General features: G+C 37.7%; 19 protein-coding genes. 5 read left to right on the forward strand and 14 right to left on the reverse strand.

The features are described from left to right. Positions 1-36: 36 nt before the first annotated feature. Positions 37-909, forward strand: a complete 873-nt coding sequence (locus EWM59_RS12375; protein WP_229239262.1) for an IS982 family transposase — start codon at positions 37-39, stop codon at positions 907-909. Here EWM59_RS12375 and EWM59_RS12380 read toward each other — a convergent pair. The 4 genes from EWM59_RS12380 to EWM59_RS12395 all read right to left on the reverse strand — a co-directional run bounded on the left by EWM59_RS12380 (position 902) and on the right by EWM59_RS12395 (position 8,797). Next, on the reverse strand, positions 902-1,216 hold the full coding sequence (locus EWM59_RS12380) for a hypothetical protein (protein ID WP_130021295.1): 315 nt from the start codon (positions 1,214-1,216) through the stop codon (positions 902-904). The genes EWM59_RS12375 and EWM59_RS12380 overlap by 8 nt on opposite strands. A 148-nt stretch (positions 1,217-1,364) precedes the next feature. After that, positions 1,365-3,338: a glycoside hydrolase family 97 protein gene (locus tag EWM59_RS12385; RefSeq protein ID WP_130021296.1), complete on the reverse strand. Its 1,974-nt coding sequence runs from the start codon at positions 3,336-3,338 to the stop codon at positions 1,365-1,367. Positions 3,339-3,457: 119 nt separating this feature from the next. Beyond that, positions 3,458-4,729, reverse strand: coding sequence for a C1q-like domain-containing protein (locus EWM59_RS12390; protein ID WP_130021297.1), 1,272 nt, complete (start codon positions 4,727-4,729; stop codon positions 3,458-3,460). A 303-nt stretch (positions 4,730-5,032) separates the two neighbouring features. Beyond that, complete coding sequence (locus EWM59_RS12395; RefSeq protein WP_130021298.1) at positions 5,033-8,797, reverse strand: CheR family methyltransferase; 3,765 nt, start codon at positions 8,795-8,797, stop codon at positions 5,033-5,035. A gap of 232 nt (positions 8,798-9,029) precedes the next feature. Here EWM59_RS12395 and EWM59_RS12400 point away from each other — a divergent pair, with 232 nt between their 5' ends. Together EWM59_RS12400 and EWM59_RS12405 are read left to right on the forward strand one after the other, a co-directional pair. Then, entirely contained in the window at positions 9,030-9,794 is a 765-nt protein-coding gene (locus tag EWM59_RS12400; protein ID WP_130021299.1) for a methyltransferase domain-containing protein, read from the forward strand. A 75-nt stretch (positions 9,795-9,869) separates the two neighbouring features. Further along, complete coding sequence (locus tag EWM59_RS12405; RefSeq protein WP_130021300.1) at positions 9,870-10,802, forward strand: helix-turn-helix domain-containing protein; 933 nt, start codon at positions 9,870-9,872, stop codon at positions 10,800-10,802. 42 nt (positions 10,803-10,844) lie between these two features. On the opposite strand, the gene EWM59_RS12410 is transcribed toward EWM59_RS12405, so the two are convergent. The 8 genes from EWM59_RS12410 to EWM59_RS12440 all read right to left on the reverse strand — a co-directional run bounded on the left by EWM59_RS12410 (position 10,845) and on the right by EWM59_RS12440 (position 20,052). Next, the gene (locus EWM59_RS12410; protein ID WP_310587853.1) at positions 10,845-11,330 is read right to left on the reverse strand and encodes a GyrI-like domain-containing protein; all 486 of its coding nucleotides are present in this window, start codon (positions 11,328-11,330) and stop codon (positions 10,845-10,847) included. Positions 11,331-11,463: 133 nt separating this feature from the next. Continuing rightward, positions 11,464-12,099 (reverse strand): NUDIX hydrolase, encoded by a 636-nt coding sequence (locus EWM59_RS12415; RefSeq protein WP_130021301.1) that lies wholly within the window; start codon positions 12,097-12,099, stop codon positions 11,464-11,466. A gap of 35 nt (positions 12,100-12,134) precedes the next feature. Continuing rightward, entirely contained in the window at positions 12,135-12,257 is a 123-nt protein-coding gene (locus EWM59_RS28570; RefSeq protein ID WP_262709273.1) for a hypothetical protein, read from the reverse strand. Between the two features lie 122 nt (positions 12,258-12,379). Then, positions 12,380-12,739, reverse strand: coding sequence for a hypothetical protein (locus EWM59_RS12420; RefSeq protein ID WP_130021302.1), 360 nt, complete (start codon positions 12,737-12,739; stop codon positions 12,380-12,382). A gap of 48 nt (positions 12,740-12,787) precedes the next feature. Further along, positions 12,788-17,311, reverse strand: coding sequence for an ATP-binding protein (locus EWM59_RS12425; protein WP_130021303.1), 4,524 nt, complete (start codon positions 17,309-17,311; stop codon positions 12,788-12,790). 11 nt (positions 17,312-17,322) lie between these two features. Further along, the gene (locus EWM59_RS12430; RefSeq protein ID WP_130021304.1) at positions 17,323-17,715 is read right to left on the reverse strand and encodes a response regulator; all 393 of its coding nucleotides are present in this window, start codon (positions 17,713-17,715) and stop codon (positions 17,323-17,325) included. A gap of 289 nt (positions 17,716-18,004) precedes the next feature. Next, positions 18,005-19,342 carry a Gfo/Idh/MocA family protein gene (locus tag EWM59_RS12435; protein WP_130021305.1) on the reverse strand — a complete coding sequence of 446 codons (1,338 nt, stop codon included), beginning with the start codon at positions 19,340-19,342 and terminating at the stop codon, positions 18,005-18,007. 164 nt (positions 19,343-19,506) lie between these two features. Further along, a complete protein-coding gene (locus tag EWM59_RS12440) occupies positions 19,507-20,052 on the reverse strand; it encodes an STM3941 family protein (protein WP_130021306.1) in 546 nt (181 codons plus the stop codon). A gap of 232 nt (positions 20,053-20,284) precedes the next feature. Here EWM59_RS12440 and EWM59_RS12445 point away from each other — a divergent pair, with 232 nt between their 5' ends. Then, positions 20,285-20,716: a DUF4488 domain-containing protein gene (locus EWM59_RS12445; protein WP_130021381.1), complete on the forward strand. Its 432-nt coding sequence runs from the start codon at positions 20,285-20,287 to the stop codon at positions 20,714-20,716. 162 nt (positions 20,717-20,878) lie between these two features. Here EWM59_RS12445 and EWM59_RS12450 read toward each other — a convergent pair whose 3' ends face one another. Both EWM59_RS12450 and EWM59_RS12455 read right to left on the reverse strand, forming a co-directional pair. Next, positions 20,879-21,163, reverse strand: a complete 285-nt coding sequence (locus EWM59_RS12450; protein WP_130021307.1) for an osmoprotectant transporter permease — start codon at positions 21,161-21,163, stop codon at positions 20,879-20,881. Positions 21,164-21,370: 207 nt separating this feature from the next. Then, entirely contained in the window at positions 21,371-22,489 is a 1,119-nt protein-coding gene (locus EWM59_RS12455; RefSeq protein ID WP_130021308.1) for a hypothetical protein, read from the reverse strand. Positions 22,490-22,768: 279 nt separating this feature from the next. Here EWM59_RS12455 and EWM59_RS12460 point away from each other — a divergent pair, with 279 nt between their 5' ends. After that, positions 22,769-23,164 (forward strand): hypothetical protein, encoded by a 396-nt coding sequence (locus EWM59_RS12460; protein WP_130021309.1) that lies wholly within the window; start codon positions 22,769-22,771, stop codon positions 23,162-23,164. The last annotated feature ends 77 nt before the right edge of the window (positions 23,165-23,241 follow it).

The following is a 23,241-nucleotide window of genomic DNA, read 5'->3' on the forward strand; positions in this document are numbered from 1 at the left end:
TCCCGTCCATAAACCTCAAAAATCACCCCAATTCTTATGCAATATAATGAAAATAAGCTAATTGAAATCTTTGTGAGATGCGATGATTTCTGTCAATTATTTGATAATTGGTTAGCAAAAAGGGGGGTACCTGCAAACCAAAACCAACCCTTAAGTACCTTAAGTGATAGTGAAATTTTGACACTTATTATATTCTATCATTATTCAGGATATAAATGCTTTCAGTACTATTATCAAGATTTAGTAAGGAATGTTTTAGTGAAAGATTTCCCTAAAATACCTTCATATAATCGTTTTATTGAATTAATTCCCTATCAGACTCTGAGATTACAAATGTTCTTAAAATACCTTTCTTTGTTTTCTATTAGGACGGGTAATTATTTTATTGATAGTAAGAAAATGCCCGTTTGTGATAATAGACGAATTCATTCAAATAAAGTCTTTGTAGGGTTTGCTGGTCGTGGAAAATCTTCTACTGGTTGGTTCTATGGACTAAAAACCCACCTGATAATCAATGAATTAGGTCAAATTATTAATTTCGCCCTTACACCAGCCAATATCTCTGATAATGATGACAGACTTATGAATTATATGTTTGATGGTCTAAAAGGACAATGCTTTGGTGATAAAGGATATCTAACTAAACTCTTTGAACAATACTATCTCAGAGGGCTTTTATTGATTACTAAAGTCAGAAAAAATATGAAAAATAAACTGATGAAAATAAAAGACAAAATCAACCTAAAAAAACGGGCTTTGATAGAATCTGTCAATGACATTCTAATGACTGTTTTTGACATAGATCATACCAGACATAGAAATCCTATCAATGCTATGGCTCATACTTTTGGTGGACTAATTGCATATTGCTTTTATGAGACTAAACCAGCTACTTTCATCATTAAATAAACATCGAATTCACGTTACTTATAAAAAACCTGAATGAATCAGCGATGCCTTTATCATTAATAGTCTCTAATTCATCAAAATAGTAAGTAAAACGTAACCACTTGCCTTCAGTTTCGTCAATTTCCCAATTATCAGGATTATATTTTTTTACCTGATTTTCTTTATTCAAGAACTTACCCTGCTTTTTTTCGTAATATGTATTGATTCCTTCAATGAATTCAGGTCCGAAATACTGAGCATTTTCATCAGAGTCATAGTTAAGGAGAGGGTTTACTAAAGAAAAATAGGCTAAAAAATCAAAGTTCAATTCAACTTTTTTTTATCCTTTCTTTTAATTCCTCTACTACTTTTTCATCACTTAAATCATAAGGGTTACGCCCCCACACTAATAACCATACAGCCATGTTCTTTTATTTATTGGCACAAATATACGTTTTTATAAGTTATTTAAACCCTCACTTCTTCACCAACTTAATCACATACCCTCCACCGGGTGCTAAATGAATTTTTAGTATATCTTTTTTGGTAAGTACAGCCGTAGATAGGTTATAGTCAGCAGGGTATTTATCGGCATTTACGCCATCTTTGCAAACGGTAGCAGTATAGGTTCCTGCTTCTAAAAAATCAAGCGGTACGGTCAAATCACAGGCAGTAGCATCAGTCATGGCAGCTATATACCATGTTTTGTCTTTCTTACGGGCTGTTACGATATAATCACCTAACTTGGCATCAAGTACTTTGGTATCATCCCAGACTGTAGGAATACCTCCTAAAAACTCCATAAAATTCGGTTCCATTAGTCCCTGTGAGGGATTGCCCGCAAAAAACTGGATAGGGCTTTCATAAATCACAAACATCGCCAGTTGTTGCGTTCGGGTAGTCATTGACATTACATTCTCGGCATGTGCCTTAAAACCTTGCACAGTGGCATTGTTCAGCATACCCGGCTCGTAGTCAAGCGGCCCTGCCAGCATTCTGATAAAGGGCAACCTTAAATTATGCTCAGGTGTTACCTTATTGCTCCAGATATTGTATTCAGAGCCTAATACTGCTTCACGTGCTACGGCATGAGGAAAAGTCCGGTTAAAGCCCGCAGGCTTAAAAGCACCATGAAACATGAGCATGATTTTATGACGGGCGCAGGCTTCGGCAATTCTATAAAATAGTTGTACGGCCTTTTGGTCGTCTCTGTTTATAAAATCTGTCATGATAAAATCTACTCCCCATTGATTAAACTGGTCTAAGGCAGGTTCTAATTGCTTTTCTAAAGTCAGAGCCAATGTCCACATACTAATTTTTACTCCTTTGCTTTTTGCATAGCTCGTAATCTTCTGCATATCAATTTCAGGCGTGATTTTAAAGAGGTCATTATTATCGCTCCATCCGGCGTCCATCATGATACGTTCGAAACCAAAGCGTTTCGCAAAATCGATATAATACAGATAGGTTTCAGTATTGATACCACTCTTGAAAGGCACGTTGAAAATATTAGAAGTAATTATCCACTCATCGGTTGCCTTACCCGGTTTTACCCACGATACATCTGCCACTCTTGATGGAGAGGCTAATCTATAAACGAGGTCGTTGGCAGGCAGGTTTTTGTCTTGTGGGGCAATCATTAAGACCCGCCAGGGGAAAACCCGGTTCCCTTTGGTTTTGGCGATATAATCTGCTCGCTTGGTTACGTATTTTAAAGAATATAACTCCTTTGATTCTGTTTCTTCTGCCGGATACGGTGCAAAATTCCCCCGCAGAGCATTACTCATGGTGCCCACTAAAAACATTCCCGGGTAATCTTCCAAATCTGATTCGGTAATGGCTACTTTTGGTGATTGTTCGGGAGCTATCAATACAGGAGTAAAGAATAAATCATTGGCAGAAATACTATCCATTGCCTGAATAGTGTAGAGTTCTTCAAAACTGGTGTGATATTTATCCATTTTGGCATCAGGCACTACTTTCGGGAAATATACTTGATGATTTGTGGGGAAATAAAAATCTGCCACTTCATTTTTTACCAGAATGTCATCTTTGAAGCTGGTCGTAATTCTATAAGCTACTCCATCATTATAAACTCTGAATATTACGCCAAATGAATTAGGGAAACTCAAGGTCAGCTCATTGTATTCATCAGGAATCTGTTTTCTTTTTTCGGGTACAGGCGAAATGATGATGCTTTTATTGCTACGCTGTGAAAATACAGGATTGGCTAATCCGTCTGACAATTTCTTTCCATCTGATAAAATCATATCAATTTCCGATGGAGCAACCAATAGCTGATTTTTATAAGAAATACTATAAGCTAATTTATCGGCTACATTAACTGACAGACGAATGGACTGGTCGGGAGAATTAATTTCCCTGACAATAGCTGCACTGGCTATATATGCGCTTATCAGCAGTATAAATGTACAGAGATAGTGTTTCATAGGTGTAGGTTGATTTTTCGAATATAATGCTCCGAAAATACGTAAATCACCTGTTAAATACTAATCAATGGCATTTTATGTCTATCTTCTGAAAATTTTCCTGAGCATTTACCGGAGTTTTAAAACGGCATCACAAAATGCCCTGAAAATCTGGTATCATAAGCTGTCAGCAGGATATGTTGGTCGGCTCCTGAATTCTGTGCCACTACTAAGTGCACTTTTTGCCCGGCATTCATTTTTATGTCTATTGACAGATTCATGGTTGTTTGCGTATTAGCGAATATTTTCTCCCGCACAGTGGTATGAAGACTCCCATTCAGATACATATAAAGGCTATATTGGCCGGTTGTAGAGGTAGTAGCTTTCCATCCAACAACAGCATCAAAATGATAAATACCGTTTCTGGGTGCAGTAAAATTATTATCTGTCGTACTATAAAAACTTCCATAGTCATATTCTTCAGTACCAAATGGTATAGTTGTAAAGCCTGAACCGGGTACTGTGAGAGATTCTCCTCCGAAATTCTTTACTGAAAATGCCACAGGAGCCATTTTCATAATTGTACCATTATTATCACTTCCAAGATACCCTATATTTGCACCTGCCAGACTTGATGACCTTATATTACCACTAACATCTAATTTATCCTGCGGATTATCTGTACCAATGCCAACATTTCCGGCCCCTGTTATTCTGACTCTTTCGGTAAAGGCACTACTTCTGCCTGTGCCAAAAAGAATATTAGTGCTTGCATCAGGTACATACAACTGAAGGGCAGCCACCTGAATCCCTATTCCGTAGTGATTATCGGTATCAGCATTACTACCGCCCCATAAAGAAATTTTGTCTCCTACAGTATTCGCAAAAGTTAAAGGATGTTTGGGTGTCATCATACCAATTCCCATTTTATTATTGACCATATCAAAACCGAATTTCCAGTTTGATACCGTACCCATACCAAAAAGGCCAAAAATATCATTATTATACATCCCGGCAAATGCACCTTCCTCATTGTTAGATTTATTATACCAGATACCCGCTGTTTCACCATTGCCATGCATTATTCTTGCCCGACCTCTTACATCTAACCAATAATCGGGTATCCCTCCCATTATACCCACTTTTCCATCGGTATTAATGATTAACTGCTGGAATCTGTTATTAGTAGCAAATTTTAAAGGATGATTCGAGTGTGTCTGAATAAAAGCATCTACATTACTTGCGTACGTACCTACCCTTACAGCTCCATTATCGCCTGAATGTTCAAATCCAAGCCCGCTTTTTTTAATAATGGAAGCTGGCGAATTCAGCGAAGAAACTGGTGTTATTTCAATAGATTGTCCAAAACTAAAAGAAGAAATACAAATCAGAATAAAGGCAAGTTTTTTCATAGCTTAAAAATTTAAAATTCAATAATGCCCGGTTTAGTATCAGGCAATTAATTTCTTACAAAGCTATGGTCAATTGCAAAAGCAGTCAATTACGGAAATCCGTTATAAAAGTAAAGTGCAATATTAATAATACCGGGAGGTTTATGGCTAAAAATATCGAAGTGCTGATACCCCTAAAATGAACCAGTAAACAGGTGCAACTTAAGTTCAGGAGCTAATTCATAAGCAGCATCATTACTCTGCTGTTTTCTGCTGGAATGGCTCAGAAGATAATCAGCGGTTAATACATAGCAAGTATTACCTCTACTTGGTTTCTACTTCTCTATCGGGTATATATACATTAAAAGTAGCGCCATTGTTGGGCCTACCAAAAACCTCTATAAGACCTTCGTGATTCTGCACCACCTTGCGGCAGATAGTCAGGCCAATGCCTGTACCCGAATATTCTGTTTTTCCGTGCAGGCGTTGGAATAGCTCAAATATCTTATGCTCATATTGTTGTTCAAAACCTATACCATTATCAGTAAAGCTCAGTTTCCAGTATTTTTTATTATTAATAGCTCTTGCATCACGTATCTCGTCGCCTGACATCCGGCTGACTTTAATGGTGATACGTGGCGGAACATCAGCCTTACTATACTTAATTGAATTGGAAATAATATTGGAAAATAACTGATAAAACTGTGTAGGAATAATATTGATTGTTGGCAACACGTCAGATTCAATAACCGCCTTTTTCTCATCAATTCTTTCGCTAAGGCTTTGTTTGGCATCTTCTAACAATAAATTCAGGTCGGTTTTAGCAAAGATGGCTTCATCGGTTGTCATGCGTGAAAAGTTCAGCAGATCTGCCAGTAAACTCTTCATGCGCTGCGTTGACCTGACAATGCGAGAGAAATAATCTTTGGCGGTGTCAGATAATTCTTCTTTAAGCAAAATACGCTCTGTAAATGCCTCAATCTTATACAATGGGTCACCTAAATCATGAGAGGCAATATAGCTGAACGAAGCTAATTCGGCATTACTATGTTCTAATTCTATATTTTTGCTTTCAAGCTGTTGGAAAGTCTCCAGCAATTTCTGTTCTTTTACTCTCAACTCTGTTAAATCAATACTGATGCAAAGCATACCCGTGGCAACGCCTTTTTTATCTTTGCGCACATCGCCCTTAGAGTAAATATATCTTAATACACCCTGCTTATCATACCGACGATACTCAGCCTCAAAAGGTTCTCCGGTTGTTCTTGATTTTTCTATCGCATTACCAAGTATCTCAATATCATCGGGATGCACATTTCCAAAAGTATTGAAATCAATCACAATTTCTTTGGGTTTATAGCCATATAGACGATAGTTCTCGTCTGACCACTGAATGGTATTTGTCGTAAAGTCAATTTCCCAGCTACCTATTTTGCCTATGCGCTGCGATTCTGATAGCTGTGCTTCACGTAATTGCAGATTTCTGTTTAGTAGAACATCTTCGGTTACATCCTGCAAACTGGCTACTAACATAGTTTCTGCACCCAAATTCAAGATACCACCTGTACCTTTGATATACTTGAGAGAGCCATCTTTGGTATAGGCTCTAAATGATAGCTCACTAATCTTTTTCTTTACCAAAAACTTCTTACTGATTTTCTCTAATTCCGGCAGGTCGTCGGGGTGTACAAAACTTTTCAGTTTCTTTACAGTAGGTGTAAATTCTTTAGGCTTATACCCAAAAATACGGAAAAGGTTATCAGAATAAGTAAACTCATCGTTTTGCAGATTCCAGGTCATACTTCCCATTTTTGAGCTAACCTGTGCACCCTCAAAGGCTTTATTCTGAATAATGAGTTTTTTGTTAAGGTCTTCTAATTGGGCTTGCGTGCGGCTCAGGTGTTCCTGACGGTTAATGAGTTCCTGATTCATGCTAATCAGTTCCTCATTGCCAGACTGTAATTCTTCTTTTGAAGTCTCTAATTCTTCGTTAAGGGTTTGTAATTCTTCACTACTGCTCAGTAGTTCTTCATTAGCATTCTGCAATTCTTCATTGGCAGCCTCCTGACTTTCTGTAATATTCAGAATATCCTGCCGTATCTGTGCTAATTCTTTTTCTAATTGTTCAATATGTAATTCTGCCAGACTCTTTTTGGCCTTGGTAGTCCCTCTTTTATAGGATTCCGGTTCTACCGGTAAAATAGCCCTTTTATTAAATACAATCAGAAAATGCAAGGCCACCGACTGGAGCAAAGGAATTACTTCTATAGATACCAGATAAGATTCGCTACCGTGTTTAACCAGTATATTTTCTTTGGTTACAGTCTCTTTTTCAACATGTGCCTTGTGCAACAGGTTACGTAAATCAAAAGCCAGTTCTTTGCGAACCATTTTCAGTATATTTAGGCTGGCTTTGCCTGGCGATGGCATAAAAAATAAGGAGGTATCGCCCCTGAAATGAATAATATCATTCTGGTCACTTACAATTACACAAGGTGGTGTATAATGATTTAATAATATATCATCAGCGTTCTTCTGAAAATCAGTCTGACTTATCAGAGGTGTATGGATTGTATCGGGTTTATGGTTTTTTGTCTCGTCCATACTTTCGGGCGAATCTTGTGTAAAATGACTGATTGTATATTTCCGGCTAAAGAATTTATCATGATTACTGATTAATGTAAACAAATCTGATACTACATTGGCAGTTTCAGATTTACCCAGCCACAATACCCCTTTTTCTTTGAGTGCATAATGAAAAGTAGTAAGAGCCTTTTTCTGCAAAAATGTAGTCATATAAATAAGTACATTCCGGCACGAAACTAAATCAATTTTTGAAAAAGGAGGGTCTTTCAGAAAGTTGTGTACGGCAAAAACACAGCTATTTCTAACAGTTTTGTTTATCTGATAAGTACTATTATCTAATTTAATGAAATACCGCTCTAATAAATGCGGTGGAATACCCTGTACGTCCAGCGCATTGTATGTGCCCGACCGGGCTTTGGCGATGTTACTTTCAGAAATATCTGTAGCAAAAACCTGAATTTTTATTTCAGGAGCTGTGCGAGCTAAAAAATCGTGTAGGCTGATGGCAATAGAATAGGCTTCTTCGCCCGATGAACACCCTGCCACCCATACCCGTATAGTACTCTGGCTTAATTTACTCTCCAATAAATGCGGATATACACGCTCGCTTAACGACTGAAAAGTTTTAGAATCACGAAAAAAAGAGGTTACCGGAATAAGAAAATCTTTCAGCAGTAACTCTAATTCTTCTTTATTGGTTTTCAGAAATTCATAATATTCTGTTACGTCTTCGCAACGACAAAGCCCCATCCGGCGGGCAATTCTTCTGCGTAAGGTAGATTCCTTATAATAGCTGAAATCAATGCCTTTATGCTGACGAACAAGAAAGATAATCTGCTTTAAAACTTCTTCATAACTACGGGGAATAGCCTTGTCTTCTTCATCAGGATAGTTTTTATTGACCAACTGTTGAAGTTTGATCAATTGTTCGGGTATTTTTTCGACTTTCAGAACAAAATCTACCGTTTGAGCCTCAATGGCATTCTGTGGCATTCCTGGAAAGTTAGCTGATTCGGGTTCCTGGACAAGGGTAATACCCCCACATTTTTTAATGGCTTGTAAGCCTAAGGTGCCATCTGTACCCATACCCGAAAGTACGATGCCAACGGCATTGTTTTGATAAATTTCACCTAATGAATGAAAGAATATATCAATGGAGTACACTACCGGATTTTCATTGTCACGGGGTAATAACTTTAATACGCCATCGCCAGTGATTAATATTTTATTTTTAGGAATAGTATAAATGTGGTCAGGTTTTATACTGACCTCATCGCTTATCTCCAGTACAGGAATATCAGTATAATTAGAAAATATTTCAGGTAAAAGGCTTTCATGGTCTGGAGGTAAATGTAATACCAGCACATAGGCCATGCCTGAGTTTTTGGGAATAGCAGCAACAAATTTCTGAAAAGCCTCAACTCCTCCGGCAGAAGCTCCCAAACCAACTATTGTGAAATCTTGCGGAACCTTCGGAAGAGGTGCGGAACGTTTTTTACTCATAATGGACAAGGGTTAATCAAGTCAAGTGGGTAAGGTTTATATACTGAAAAATATCAGGTAAAACTTTCATGTTTAGGAGAAATCAAAGGTATAGATTTTTTTTAAATTTATTCAATTGTCCATCACTAAATATCAGTATTAAGGGTCTGAAATATGTTTAGGTTTTAAATTCTTAAATCTTTTTCCTTTGTAATTTGCATTATAAAATAACACACTATTAACAAAGAGAAATATGGCATGGAATCCGGATACCTACAATAAGTTCAAGTCAGAAAGATTTGCTCCGTTTTATGATTGTCTGAATTTAATAGAAATCAGAAAACGAATTGATGTCATAGACTTGGGTTGTGGCACAGGAGAACTGACAAGAAAATTAGCCGATGCTTTACCGGAATCAAACGTAGTAGGCATCGACTCTTCACCGGAAATGCTGAATGACTCAAAGGCTTTTGAAAATGAATGGTTAAAATTTGCCTTGAAAAGCATTGAAGAACAGGCAACTGAAAACACTAAATGGGATTTGGTTTTTTCAAATGCGGCTATTCAATGGGTTTACCATCATGAAGCATTACTGCCCAGGATAATTTCTATGATAAAACCCGGCGGGCAACTGGTGATTCAGTTGCCTGACCAGAAACAGAATCTATCTAACCTTATTTTAGATGAATTAGCTGCCGAAGAACCCTTTTGCGCTGCTTTAGATAACTGGAAAAGAAACACGCCTGTATTAACCATAGACAGATATGCCCAGATTCTTTTTGAAAATGGCAGCCAGCAAATGACCGTTTTTGAAAAAATTTACCCGCTTGTGTTAAAAGATTCTGAGGCACTATTTGATTGGGTTTCAGGCACGGCACTCATACCTTATACAGAAAGATTGAGCGGAGCTATAAAAGAGCAGTTTATAGATGCTTATAAAGCACGTCTAAAAGAGCGTTTTCCGAATTCTCCGGTATTTTATCCGTTTAAAAGAATAATTATGGAAGCGAAATTTTAAGCACATTTTGCAATGTTTTATTCATTACTGCTATATATTTGAAATGAATATCTATTTGATTTTTACAACAAGTGTATGGAAACAGTTTCAATAGAAGAGTTTTATAAACAAACAAGCTACAAAAATGACGATGGCGAAGTTATCTCTCTTTTACCGAGAGATTACAGCCGGGAAATCGGGCATTTTAATGTATTTAATATAGAAGAGTTCACCAGACAATACAGAGAAAAACCTGTAATGCCCTATAACCGACGCGCCTACTATAAAATCAGCCTCATCAGGGGTAGAAACAAGGCTGAGTATGCTGATAAGGTGATTCATATTGAAAAGAATGCCTTGCTGTTTGCTTCGCCCAAAATACCTTACCACTATGTGCCTGAAGATACCAATCAGGCGGGCCACTTCTGTGTATTTACCGAGGAGTTTTTAATGAAGAATAAGAGTGGGGTCGTATTAGACGATCTTCCCATTTTTAAATCAGGTGGCTATCCGGTATTTCAATTATCAGAAGGCGAAGTAGAAGATATTAACTATATATTCAGAAAAATGCACAAAGAATTATCTTCTGACTATGTATATAAATATGACTTAATACGAAATTATGTATTAGAACTGATTCACTTCGGACAAAAACTGCAACCTGTTACAGCCCTTTATACAAGCCACAATGCCTCTGCCCGTGTTTCTTCTTTGTTCATCGAATTATTAGAACGCCAGTTCCCGATAGAGTCGCCACAGCAAAAACTAAACCTGCGCACGGCCAAAGATTATGCCGACAGGCTTGCTGTGCATGTAAATCATCTGAATAAAGTACTAAAAGAAAATACAGGTAAAACTACCACCGACCTGATTAGCGGCAGGATTATCAGAGAAGCTAAAATCTTATTAAAACAAACCGACTGGAATGTGTCAGAGATTGCCTATTCTTTAGGATTTGAAGAAGTAGCACATTTTTCCAACTTCTTTAAGAAACAAACCTCGCTTACCCCTTTAGGTTTTCGTTCATGATTGATTCTTGCAAATATCAGATTGAATCCAAAAATTGAATAACTAAAACTTGAGTCGTACAGGTACCCATATCTCCTCCGAATTTGGGTCAGCATTTTTGTATTTAGTACCCAATAGTTCAAAGTGCGGGCGGTCATCAAGCATATACTCCGAATCAGGTAGCCAACTGCTGAATATGTATTGAAATGTACTGTTATCAGTACTGGAGCCTTTATGCAGAAATACCGCATATAATCCCCTCGTTAGCGTAAAGGCTTCCATTCCCTCTGGAATGGCATCAAAATCAGTTACCTCAACGGCTGCCCATTTTTCAAAGAGTTCATGAGGATTGAATGGACTGAAAAACGCAGGCGAATAGAGTTGCAATGAATAAAGTTCACTGCCAACGGCGTTTGTTATCTCTTTTCGGTATGGTATAAAACTCCGCCATAATTCTCTGGTCTTATTGTCAGCAAAAGACATAGCCAAGTGCTTGCCTATAAGTTTCTTTTCGTGTAAGATTTCGACTCTCGGTTGTAGCATCATCATATCAGATATATTTCCATCTAATTTGTTATAGTTATTAAATTTACTATCGGTTCTACTCCCCTTTGTGCTTCGACAAAAAAAGAGAATATGATGAAACGTTAAGTTTAGCTGTTACTATATGGCCTTTTGGCTATTAATCACACAAAGCAGGTAAATCTGGATTTGAATGAAACTCAAACATCTTTGCTAATTGCGAATAAGTAGCTCTATCGGTAGAAAGAGATAACTCAGCTAATTCTTTTTGAGGTATCCAGGCTGTACCTGAAGTTTCGCTGGTTTGCGCCAGTAATTGACCACCTGTTACCTCGCATAGAATGAAAAACTTATATACATACCAGGGTTGGTAGGGGTGTGGGTGCATTTTCTTATCGAATACTGCTAAGAGCCTTGTCGCTTTTACTTTCAATCCTGTTTCTTCCCATACTTCTTTTTCGGCTACTTCAAATGGGGTATAGCCTATGTCTGCCCAGCCTCCGGGTACTGTCCAGCGGTTATTATCTATTTTTTCCTGCACCATCAACAGTTCATCAGTACCACGAAAAATAATTGCCCGTATATCTACTTTGGGTGTCCGGTACCCTATTTCATCAGGAAAAAGCTGAACAATATGCTCAATAGCTACATTACTTAGCTGTGCTAAAATCTGCTGACCAATGGTATTGATTTCTTCGTAACGTTCACGGTCATAGACACTCTCTGTATAGGCCAATCCGGTTTGTGCTAATGCTTGCAGGCGTTGAGAAACCAATAACCAGTTGAGGGGATCCATGTTATAGTTGATAGTTTAGGTAGAAAACAGATAATTCACTGACTAATGGGTATGAATTTCTGAATTTCTTTGATTTTAACATCTAATTCTTTATCTATAGTAAGTAAAGTATCTTTGTTAGGCTTAGCTTTATCCTGATACTTTTCTATATAGACCAAAGTTTTAGTAAGTTTTAAAATAGACCTTAATTCTTCAATTTTTTGCACTTTTAAGTCATGATTATCAACAATATCTCTTAATTCCCTTGTTTTACCATGATAATTTTCCAGACTTTTCTGGATTATAGAGGCGTATTTTTTTTTAGAAGAGAATCATTAATGTTCTCTACAACAGCCTTAGCATTTTCATAGTAAATATTATTCTTACGATCGTATAACTTGAAAGGCTTCTCAAGTCTATCCTTCTCCCACAACAGTAAGTTTGTAGTTCCTTCTAATTTAGCTAATACTGTATCTGTTTTAAGGAGTTCTTCATATATATTACCAAGAATATCAGGACTACTTCCATATCTTTCATAAACATCGGTCTCTTCAATGGCTTTCTCAACTACTTTAACGTCCTCGGGTTTGGATTCACTTTCACAGCTTAACATAAAAGTGCATAACACTGCAAGGCAAGTGTAGGAAATAACTTTTTTCATATAGCAAAACATTTATAGTTTATAATAATTAATCCTTCAATCACTCATTCACCCAACTGGCAGCCATATATGAAACGTAGCTCCTTCACCGTCTTTTGATTCGGCAGAGATATAGCCTTTGTGTTGTTCAACTATTTTCTTCACGATACTTAGGCCGATACCTGTACCCGAATACTCAGATTTGCCGTGCAGACGTTGGAAAAGATTAAAGATTTTCTCTTTAAACTCTTCCGGAAAACCAATCCCATTATCTTTGAAAATCAGGTGTGCAAACGATTGTTTGGGGTCAGCCAGGCTATTTACCTGCTTCCCTTTTTCTATTTTTGAAGAAATACTAATCTTTGGTTTTTCTGTTGAAAATTTCAATGAATTGCTAATCAGATTGGAGAAAAGTTGGTTTATCTGTAAATTATTGGCTTTGATAGTAGGCAAGTTGCCACTTTTAATGGTCGCATTTTTTTCTTTTATCAACAATTCAAAGTCAGTTTGTACATCTGCCAGTATCTTATTCAAATCGGTTTCTGTAAAGTCTTCACCCGTTTTTGACAAGCGACTATAGGTAAGGACTGACTGAATCAAATCGCTCATGCGCTGGGCAGAAGAGTTGATTTTTTCGAAGTATTTTCTGCTACTTTCGCTTTCAAAACCACTTTTTTCAATCAGATGAATAAAAGTTCTGATTTTTCGCAAAGGTTCCTGTAAATCGTGGCTGGCAATATAATTAAACGATTCAAGCTCTTTGTTGGTGTTTTCAAGTGCTTTATTCTTTTCTTCGAGCATCATTTCAGAATGTACAATATCGGTTACATCTCTCGACATAATAATTACCCCTTCTATCTTATTCTGAATTTTTAACGGGATGAAATAGGTATCTATAAAGTAATTATCTAAAGCAATAGCCCTTCTTTTGTTGAAATGAACTGTTTCACCTTTTAGTGCGCTTAAAATAGCGTCGTGTTCTTCTGTCCCTTTTGCTTTGGGATTAAATTCAAATAAATGCTTACCATAAATATCTTCTCTTTTCTTCTTGATTTCTTCTTCAAATCGCTTATTAACAGTAATGATTTGAAAGTCTTTATCAATTACCAGAATAAACTCTACCGAAGAATCGATTAATTGTTGCAGGAACGATTCTGAATTTTCGAGTGCTGTATTTTTTTCTATAAGCTCGATAGTTCGTTCTTTAACAATGGTTTCTAATTTTTCAGTAAAGAGTTTTTGCTCATGAATATCCATGAAATTACCAATCCAGTTAATAATTTCTCCCTGCTCGTTTCTGATGGGTTCGCCTTGCCCGTAATGCCAACGATATTCTCCGGTTTTGCTTTTCAGACGTAGCTCAATTTTATAAATATTACCTGTATTGAGGCTATGGTTCCAGGCCTGAAACATTCTTTCAAAATCTTCCGGATGCAGCGTTTTTACCCAGTTTTCCGGCGATGATTCATGCCCTGTATATTCCACCCAGCGACCGGAGGCATACTGTTGGTTTCCCCGGGCATCCGTCATCCATACCAATTGAGGCAATGTTTCTGCTAATGTCCTGAACTGCTCTTCACTGGCTTCTACTCTTTTACGAGCCGATACTTGTTCGGTAATATCGGTAGCCATTACCGTAATGCCTGAAATACTATTGTCTAAATCATAGATGGGTTGATAGACATAGTTATAATAAATATCTTTGATTTGGCCATCTTTGATAATGCTTGCCTTTTCTTCATTGCCGTAACGTACCTCGCCAGTTTCATATACCTCTTGCAATAATATAGGAAAATTCTGCCCTCTCAACTCCGGTAATACTTCTAATAATTTATTACCGACTATATCGCTGGTTTTTCCCCATGAAGCAAGCAAGGGCTCATTGACAAAAGTAATGACCATATCCGGTCCTTTCAGAAGCAGAAATATACTTGGTGATTGTACCAATACATTTCTGAACTGTCTTTCACTCGACTCTACTTTTCTGCGGGCTTCTACTTGGGCAGTTGATTCAATTACATGCACCATCAGCTCGTTAATGATGCCATTTTCGTTCTTGATAGGATAAATCACAAAATCCCAATAACCTGAACGGGGCTTGCCTTTATATAAAAAAGAAGCAAAAAATTCATTGGCCGCAAAAGGTTCACCGCTGTTATATACGTAAGAGAAAATTTCATAGATGCCCTGCCCTTCAAACTCTGGAAATAGTTGTTTTAAACTATACCCTAACATCTCTTCAGCCTGGCGTCCAATCAATTGCTGAAATTGGGCATTGGTTAAACTGAATACATGTTCAGGGCCTTCAAGGATAGCAATAGCCGCAGGAGCCTGCATTAAAAAACCTCTTAAACGCTGTTCGACCTCCTGGCGGGTATGAGCAATTTTTAATTGAGATTTTACCCTTGACAATAACTCATTGGCCGAAAAAGGCTTGGTCATGTAATCATCGGCTCCGGTTTCATAACCCTCTATTCTCGATTCCTCTCCTGCCCGGGCAGTAATCAGAATTACCGGAATATGTGCTATTTTACAGTCGTTTTTTACCGCTTTCAGTAATTCAATACCGTCCATTACGGGCATCATTACATCGCTTAAAATCAGGTCAAGGGTATTTTGTTCTATCAATTGCAGGGCTTCCTTTCCGTTTCCTGCTGTAAGCGTGTTATATTTTGTGCTAATAATCGACTCAATATGATGCCGCATATCTACATTGTCGTCAACAATTAGAATAGTTGCCAGACTTGCATCAAAGCTATGCTGCTCAATTATTGACTTATCAGTTTTATTGTGCAGAAAAGAGGTAGCTTCATCAATATACAAATTTGAAATGGCTTCGGTAAAATCGGCTGTTTCTTGTATTTGCCCATTAGGTAAATGGGTTTTACCCAAGGGAATACTTACCGTAAATTTAGTTCCAACGCCTTCCTTACTTTCTACCTTTATTTCTCCTTTATGCAGTTGAACCAGTTCTTTCACCAACGACAGACCAATACCTGTACCCTCGTGTGTACGTCCGGCGGTATTCTGTACCCGATGAAAACGGTCAAACATATGTGGTAATTCTTTAGCCGGAATCCCCACACCTGTATCTTCTACACTTAGCATTGCCTGTTGCCCTTCAGCATATATTTTAAGCGTAATAGTGCCTTGAAGCGTGTATTTAAACGCATTTGACAACAGATTGAATACAATCTTTTCCCACATCTGTTTATCTACATACACAGGCTTGCTGAACTTCCCTTCATCAACAACTAACCCTAAACCTGCTTTTTCTATCACTGAACGGAAATTAGAAGCCAGGTTTTTGGTATAATCAGGCAAATTGGTTGGTACAAAGTGAGCCTGATGCCTACCACTCTCAATCCGGCTGAAATCAAGTAGGGTATTCACTAATTTTAATAAGCGTAGGGCATTGCGGTGAGTTACTTCTACATGTTGCCTTTCGTAAGGGCTCAGGTGAATATCAGGCTTATTAAGTAGTTCTTCTAAAGGTCCGAGCATCAACGTAATAGGTGTGCGAAACTCATGGCTGATATTGGAGAAAAACAGGGTTTTAGCTTTATCAAGTTCTTCTAATACCTGCGCACGTTTGCGTTCTTCTTCATAAGCAAGGGCATTATTTACCCCTAAAGAAATCTGGTCGGCTGTTAACTGGATAAAGTTTTTATAAACCTCGTCAAATTGCCTGTAAGGATTCAGACCTATACTCAGAATCGCCAAAGGAAATTTTTTATTGGCACCTTTGATAGGTACATGAAGAAATTGATGAGGAACCACATCCCATGCGCCTTTGGGTAAATCACCCCAACGGCCATTATTATATGATTCTACCAGTCGGTTTTCAGTAACTGCCCTGCAAAAACTTTCATTGTTTATGGTTGGTTTCGTTACCTCAACAATATCCGGTAAGGTGGGGTGTTTTTCTTCAAATCCGGCTGTGGCTACCAATTCTCCGGTATCGCCTGTATCATTTATTTTATAAATCAGAGCAAAGGGGAAATCCCATTTATTAAACTCAACAGCTTTTGCTGCCTGTATGTACACTTCTTTTTCAGTTTTTTTCTGTACAAGGCTGTCTAATTGCTGTAAAGTTTTCAACGAACGCTCATTAATGATTCTTTCAGTATCGGTGGTGTTGTAGCAGATAATCCCGGCAGGCTTGTCATCATCGCCTAATACAGGAGTGTACGAGAATGTATAGTAGGTTTCTTCCGGAAAACCACTCCGGTGCATAATCAATAACTGTGACTCAACATAAGTGCCTTCATCTTTCAGCATGGCTTTTGAAAGTAAGGGGCTTATGTCTTTCCATATATCTTTCCAGACAACAGAGGCAGGTTGGCCCAATGCAACAGGGTGTTTGCCACGTACAATATCAATATAAGTATCGTTATAGAGTTTGATAAGCTCTTTGCCCCAACCAATCCAGATAGGTTGTTGCGAACTAAGCATGATACGGACACAGGTTTTTAATTCCTGCGGCCAATGCTCCGGGCTACCCAATGACGTTTGACTCCAGTCGTAATTACGAATACGTTCACCCATTTCTCCACCCCCGGCCAGGAACTCATGGATTCTTTTGTCTGACATAAACTTTTTTTTTACAAGTTGAGCTTTGCAATAATATTTTGAAACTCTTGTTTGGCTATATCGGTATCAATATGTTTTTTAATAAAACCTGTAGCACCTGCTATTTTACTTGCTTCTACAATAGAACTTTCGTTAGAGGTAGAATACATATACACAGGGGTATCAGAAAGATGTTTAATTTTTTTAATTTCTTTCAATGTCTCCAGACCATTCAGACGAGGCATATTAAAATCAATAAAAATTATTTGAGGCTTAAACGAAACATCTTGTAATTTCTCCAGCGCATCCAGTCCATCGTCTGCAAATACACATACTACCTCAGAAGAAGAGTCTGATAGAATAAATGAAAAAATTTCCTGATCGTCTAAATCATCATCAATAAGGAAGACAATAGTTTTCGGCATTATCCGGGTTTAGCTGATAATAATAAGATGCTTAAACAGGGCAGATTTTAGGTTCAGATGAATTTGGGCGGTATAAATTATAAGTATGGATTTTCTTCATCAGGCCTCACAATATAGCCTTATACTATAGTTTTATACCTACTATCAAAATTAGGCATTTTTTTATTTCAATTCAAAAATATGTTCTGAAATTATTTGTATGGGGCAGATGGTATAGATTAGGAAATTGAACTGAAAATACAAAAGGTACGCAATCATAAACGTACCTTTTCTTTGTGCTTATTCCCGATTAAACCTTCGGCAATTCCCAGGGTGCACGATAATTGGCTTTCAATAATTTATTACTTTCAGCATCATTTTTAAACTGACGTTTATCAGCATCCCAATCTAATTTTTTGCCTGTTCGGTAAGCTATATTACCCAATTGTGCTACCACTGCGGTATCTCTACCCATTTCTATCGTACAATTAGGGTCTTTCCGGTCTCTGATACATTCTAACCAGTTTTTGGTATGGGCATCTAAACCTGAATCCCAACTTCTGCGGGTTGGCATCGGATTCATCAGATACCTGCCATTGTCTTCTAATGGTATAATCTTCCAGTGAACTCGGTTAATAGCTAAAATCCCTTTCTCTCCGATAAATGCCACACCCGGCTCGCTGACATCTTCTAAATAAGGCGAAGTACCCATCGCCATAAATTGCTCCCAAACCAGGCTGAAATCACCGAAATCATAAACAGTGGTCAGTGTATCCGGTGTTTCGGCCGCATCATTCGGAAAAGCTAATTTACCTCCGATAGCCATTACCGATTTAGGATTTTTGGCATTCATTCCGGCCAGTACCATATCCAGCATATGCACACCCCAGTCGGTCATCAATCCACCTGCATAATCCCAGAAATAGCGGAAAGAACCATGAAATCTGTTTTTGTTGAAAGGTCTTTTCGGGGCAGGTCCTAACCATCGGTCATAATCCACTCCTTTAGGTGCTTCTGTATCAGGTACTATCGCAAAATCACGGCCATAATTTACATCTGCCCAGGCTTTCACTTGTCTTACTTTTCCGATTGACCCCGATTTCAACTCTTTCAGGGCATCTATCCAGTGTCTGTCGCTGCGCTGCCATTGCCCTACCTGTACTATTCTATTATGTTTTCTTACCATTTTCACCATCAGGTCAGCTTCTTCCGGGTTTAGCGAAATTGGTTTTTCTACATATATATCTTTTCCGGCGGCGCAGGCATCACATACCTGCAAACAGTGCCAATGGTCAGGAGTACCTATCATAACGGCTTGCAGGTCTTTCACTTTCAGCAATTCCCGGTGGTCGCTAAAGGTTTGTGGTTTATTGCCAAATTTTTTTTCTATTTCGGCGGCTCTTTGTGCCAGCAAATCAGCATCTACATCACATAGGGCAATACATTTGGTATCTGCATTTTTCAGAAAAGAATGTAAATCTGCCCAGCCCATACCACGCACACCAATAAGCCCGACATTTACAACATTGGCGGCGGTGTTTGAGGTAGAAGCGGCCTGAATTCCGGTGAGTGGCGTAGCAGCTATGGTAGCAGCTCCAATAGTAGTTTTACTCAGATTCTTTAAGAATCTTCTGCGGTCAGTTGTCATAGGTAGGTATAGTTTATTGAACCAAAAATAGGAAATTAAAATGAGATTTTTACACTATCTCAAGATTGTGTCCAATAAATGCGAAGAAAGAAGAAGATATTGACCTTATCTGAAAATGTTGAATGGAAAAACTCTTAAGCAAAGTTTTTCCACAAAAAATCCGGTTATTTGCCCTTATTTTTTGCGAATTCTGCTTTCAAAAGCACTTCTAACTCATCAAAATTATATTTAAGGGTAGATGAGGGGATATTGACCGGTGAACCGGAAATTTTATAATTGGCTTCTACGCCTTTCTTTGCGGCCGTGCTACCTTGCCTATTAATGTAGTCTTCCGGCTTACTAACCATGATTACCAGAAATTTCTGGCTAAATACTTTGCTGGTTTTGATTTCTTTAATATCGCTCCAGGGAATATGCCCTGCCGGAACGCCCGTAGAATTGTCGGTAATACCTGTTTTATCAATAATTAGTCCGGGGGCATTGTCAGCTAATTTTTTAGCCATCACAAAAGCAGCAAGCCCAAAAACTACAATAGACAAAATGCCTATACTTAAAACAATAGTAGGGTTGCCCAGAAGACCGTTTTTAAATGATTCGGGTTTGGCAACAAACCATATACCAATGGCTACAAAAGCAATAGCACTTAGCAGTAAAAGAATCAGTTTTTGTTTGCTTAGAGGTATTTCGATAGGATATTCAGTCGTTTTCATAAAAGTTTTCTTTAGTGTTTCAGGTAACCGATTAAAATTAGCGCATAGGTTTCGGATATGCAAACGAAGGCCTATAAGACCTCAGAAAATTTTATTGAAGTACCTGTTTGATAGCGTATTCAAATAAATTTGCTCTACATCTGTAAATCTGTTAGCTTTCGGGTGCAACCTCAATTATTATAAAATCATGATTAACCAATACTTCAGAAGAATAGCTTTTTTGATAGTCATTATGACTATTGTAGCTGCATGCACAAAAGAGACTAAAACAGAAAATACCGATAAACTACCGCTTGTAGGAACATGGAAATTACTGTCAGGGACGCTCATTGAAAAGGGCGATACCACTGTAACCGATTACACAAAGGGTTTATCTTTCATTAAAATCATTAACGATACGCATTTCAGCTTTACCAACCATGACCTGAATCATGGCAAAGATTCAACAACTGCCGCTTTTTCGGCTGGGGCTGGTACCTATACCCTGAAAGATAATACTTATACCGAGCATCTGGAATATTGTAATGCCAGAGAATGGGAAGGGCATGATTTTCCTTTTACTGTAGAAATCAAAAACGATACGCTAATACAAAGAGGTATTGAGAAAATAGAAAGCCAGGGCATAGAAAGGCTGAATATTGAAAAATATGTGCGGGTGAAATAGCATGCCTAATGGCATTGAAAGCCTTGAATCGCAGCAGCGACCTGCTCGAAGTCTTGATTAGTTGCACCCCAAAAAACTGTGTTTAAGTAAAGCTATAAATTTGCTAAAACTTTATTTGACACAGTTTAAAACCTATTTTCGAAAGCCAGATTAAGTACTAACTCAATTCCATTTTTCACCGGAAACTATCACGACAAGAAAAAACAACAAACATAATAAGGCAGGAACAGCTAAAAGCCCTGCTAAAATTTTTGCCAAAGACAGATTGCCTGCAGATTTCAGAGCCAGTGTGCCTAACAATAGTGCTGCCAATACAATTAATAATACAACCCACATACCTATATTAAAAGATGATACTGAACCATCTGATAAACCGATAAAGAAAAAATATAAAGCTATCAGAGCCACTATAGCATCAATCCCCCAGAAAATCCAGAATAAAGTCATTTCAGATACAATTTAAATTTTACAATAAATCTGGCAGAAATAAGTCTTACTATCTAATTTAATGTATCCAACTGCCCTGTATTTCTATTGAATGGCCAAAAGAAAACCCTGAAATGTTCTCAACAAATCATTTCAGGGCATCTAAACCGAAGACACTTATTTTATTTGATATTCCTGCACGTAAATAAGTTGCGTTTCTTCAAAAAATTATTCTTTACAATTGCCTATTTCTTTCAGTTTTACCACCACCCGGTTAAAAGTAACCTTTACTCTGGTACGGGTTCCGGCTTCGTCGCCGTCAGTATCGCCTACAAATGCAAATCTCTTAACGAGTTCTCCGCTCCCTTTTTCAAAAAAATCTTCAGCGTGGCCACTATCTATATAATTTGTACTGGTTTCTTTATCGCTTACAATTGTTAAAATTCTTCTTTTTGAGGGTGCTGTGTAAATAGTAAAAACACCCGAGCCATCAGCAGTTGACCAATCGCTCTTGGTTTCTCTGGCTCTCATATAAATTTTTGCTTTTATGGTATTATTGTCAACATAGATATTTACCCTTGCTGTAATGGCAGGTCCATGACCACCGTAGTCTCTGTCGCCACGGGTATGGGTAGGCATATAGGTAATTATATCCGGCGAGAAAGAGATTTCTTCTTCTTTACAGTCAGGAGTAACAGGTTGTGTAATGGCAATAGAAGACATCTGGCTATCCTTATATTCTAATACAAGTCTGCTACTGGTTTCGTTTAACAAAACGCCATTGCTGCCCAAATTCAAAACCAGATGATAATGTGATAATCTGTTAATGGCGTGCGTAACATCAGTGCGTTGGTTGTCATTCGTTATCAGGTATAATTTCAGCGGTTGATTGTCAAAATCGTAGCCAGAAATATCCACTTTGTTTCTTCGGTTAGGTGTCAGGTTCATATCAATGGCTGTTGGTATTACCTGACAAATGGCAGGATTCCGTTGTGGAATCGGTTTATTCAGTAACTCGGCCTTGATTCTCTGTAAAGCCTGCACCACCCTTGCTCCTAAAAAGTCTACATTACAACGGATCTCTGACCCTGCGGCAGCTATGGTCCTCGTAGCAAGGTTTTGCACTTCGTTACGTATTGTACTTTGGGCTTCATCAGTAAGGTTATCACTTAGTTCCTGCAAAGTAGCCTGCCATGACTCTGACTCATGTGTAATCTCATCAATGGCATCGTCTATCAGAGCAACTGTATTATTAGTAAGGTCCTGAGCTGTATCCTTTATAGTTTGTTTCAAACCGCAACCCACTATAAAAAATATGAGTAGAATACTGACAATTATTTTTTTCATACCTAACGCGTTTATATTTTATGGTATAAATCAGCAGTATAGACAACAAAAATAGCATGATTAAACCAACGATAATAGAGGGAAAACCCTTATTTTGCCAAGTAAAAACACTAAATTTCAGCTAATACGTGCGTAATTTAGCAGACAATTAGTAATTTTTAGAAAGGGTAAAACAGCTATTTTAATTTTTTTGTAATTTTTGGGGAAAAAATTCCTCAAAAAAATATGGAACATAGTTTTTTTCTTCATTCAAAGAAATATGCTTAATCTTCTCAAAATATGGCACTTTACACACAAATTATCTGGCTCTTTGTATTAGCAATACCTGTTTCTTGTGTTGCATGGACTGTTACCCACGAAGAGATTTTCAGAGAACCAAGAGAATATTGCAAAAACCAAAGTGAAACCGCCAAAAGGCTAATCCAAAGGAAATTCTTTTATATTTTCACATGTGAATACTGCTTTAGCTTTTATGTAAGTATTCTTTTTATTATCATTACCGATTATCAGCTACTATTTACTGACTGGCGTGGTTACCTGATTGCTATTTTTTCTTTGGTATGGATAGCTAATATTTACATGAGTCTGTTTTTTAATATCCGAATCGGCATTAAAAAAGAGGGTTTAGAAGCTAAAGTAAAAGAAAAAGAGTTAGACGAAATCAATAAGGCATAATTAAATTAAAAATAGCTACTTTCTATAAAAAATAAACCTTGCCGACCCGGCAAGGTTTATTTTTGTATCAATTTTAT

The sequence above is a fragment of the Emticicia agri genome, from assembly GCF_004168285.1.
Lineage (GTDB): Bacteria > Bacteroidota > Bacteroidia > Cytophagales > Spirosomataceae > Emticicia > Emticicia agri.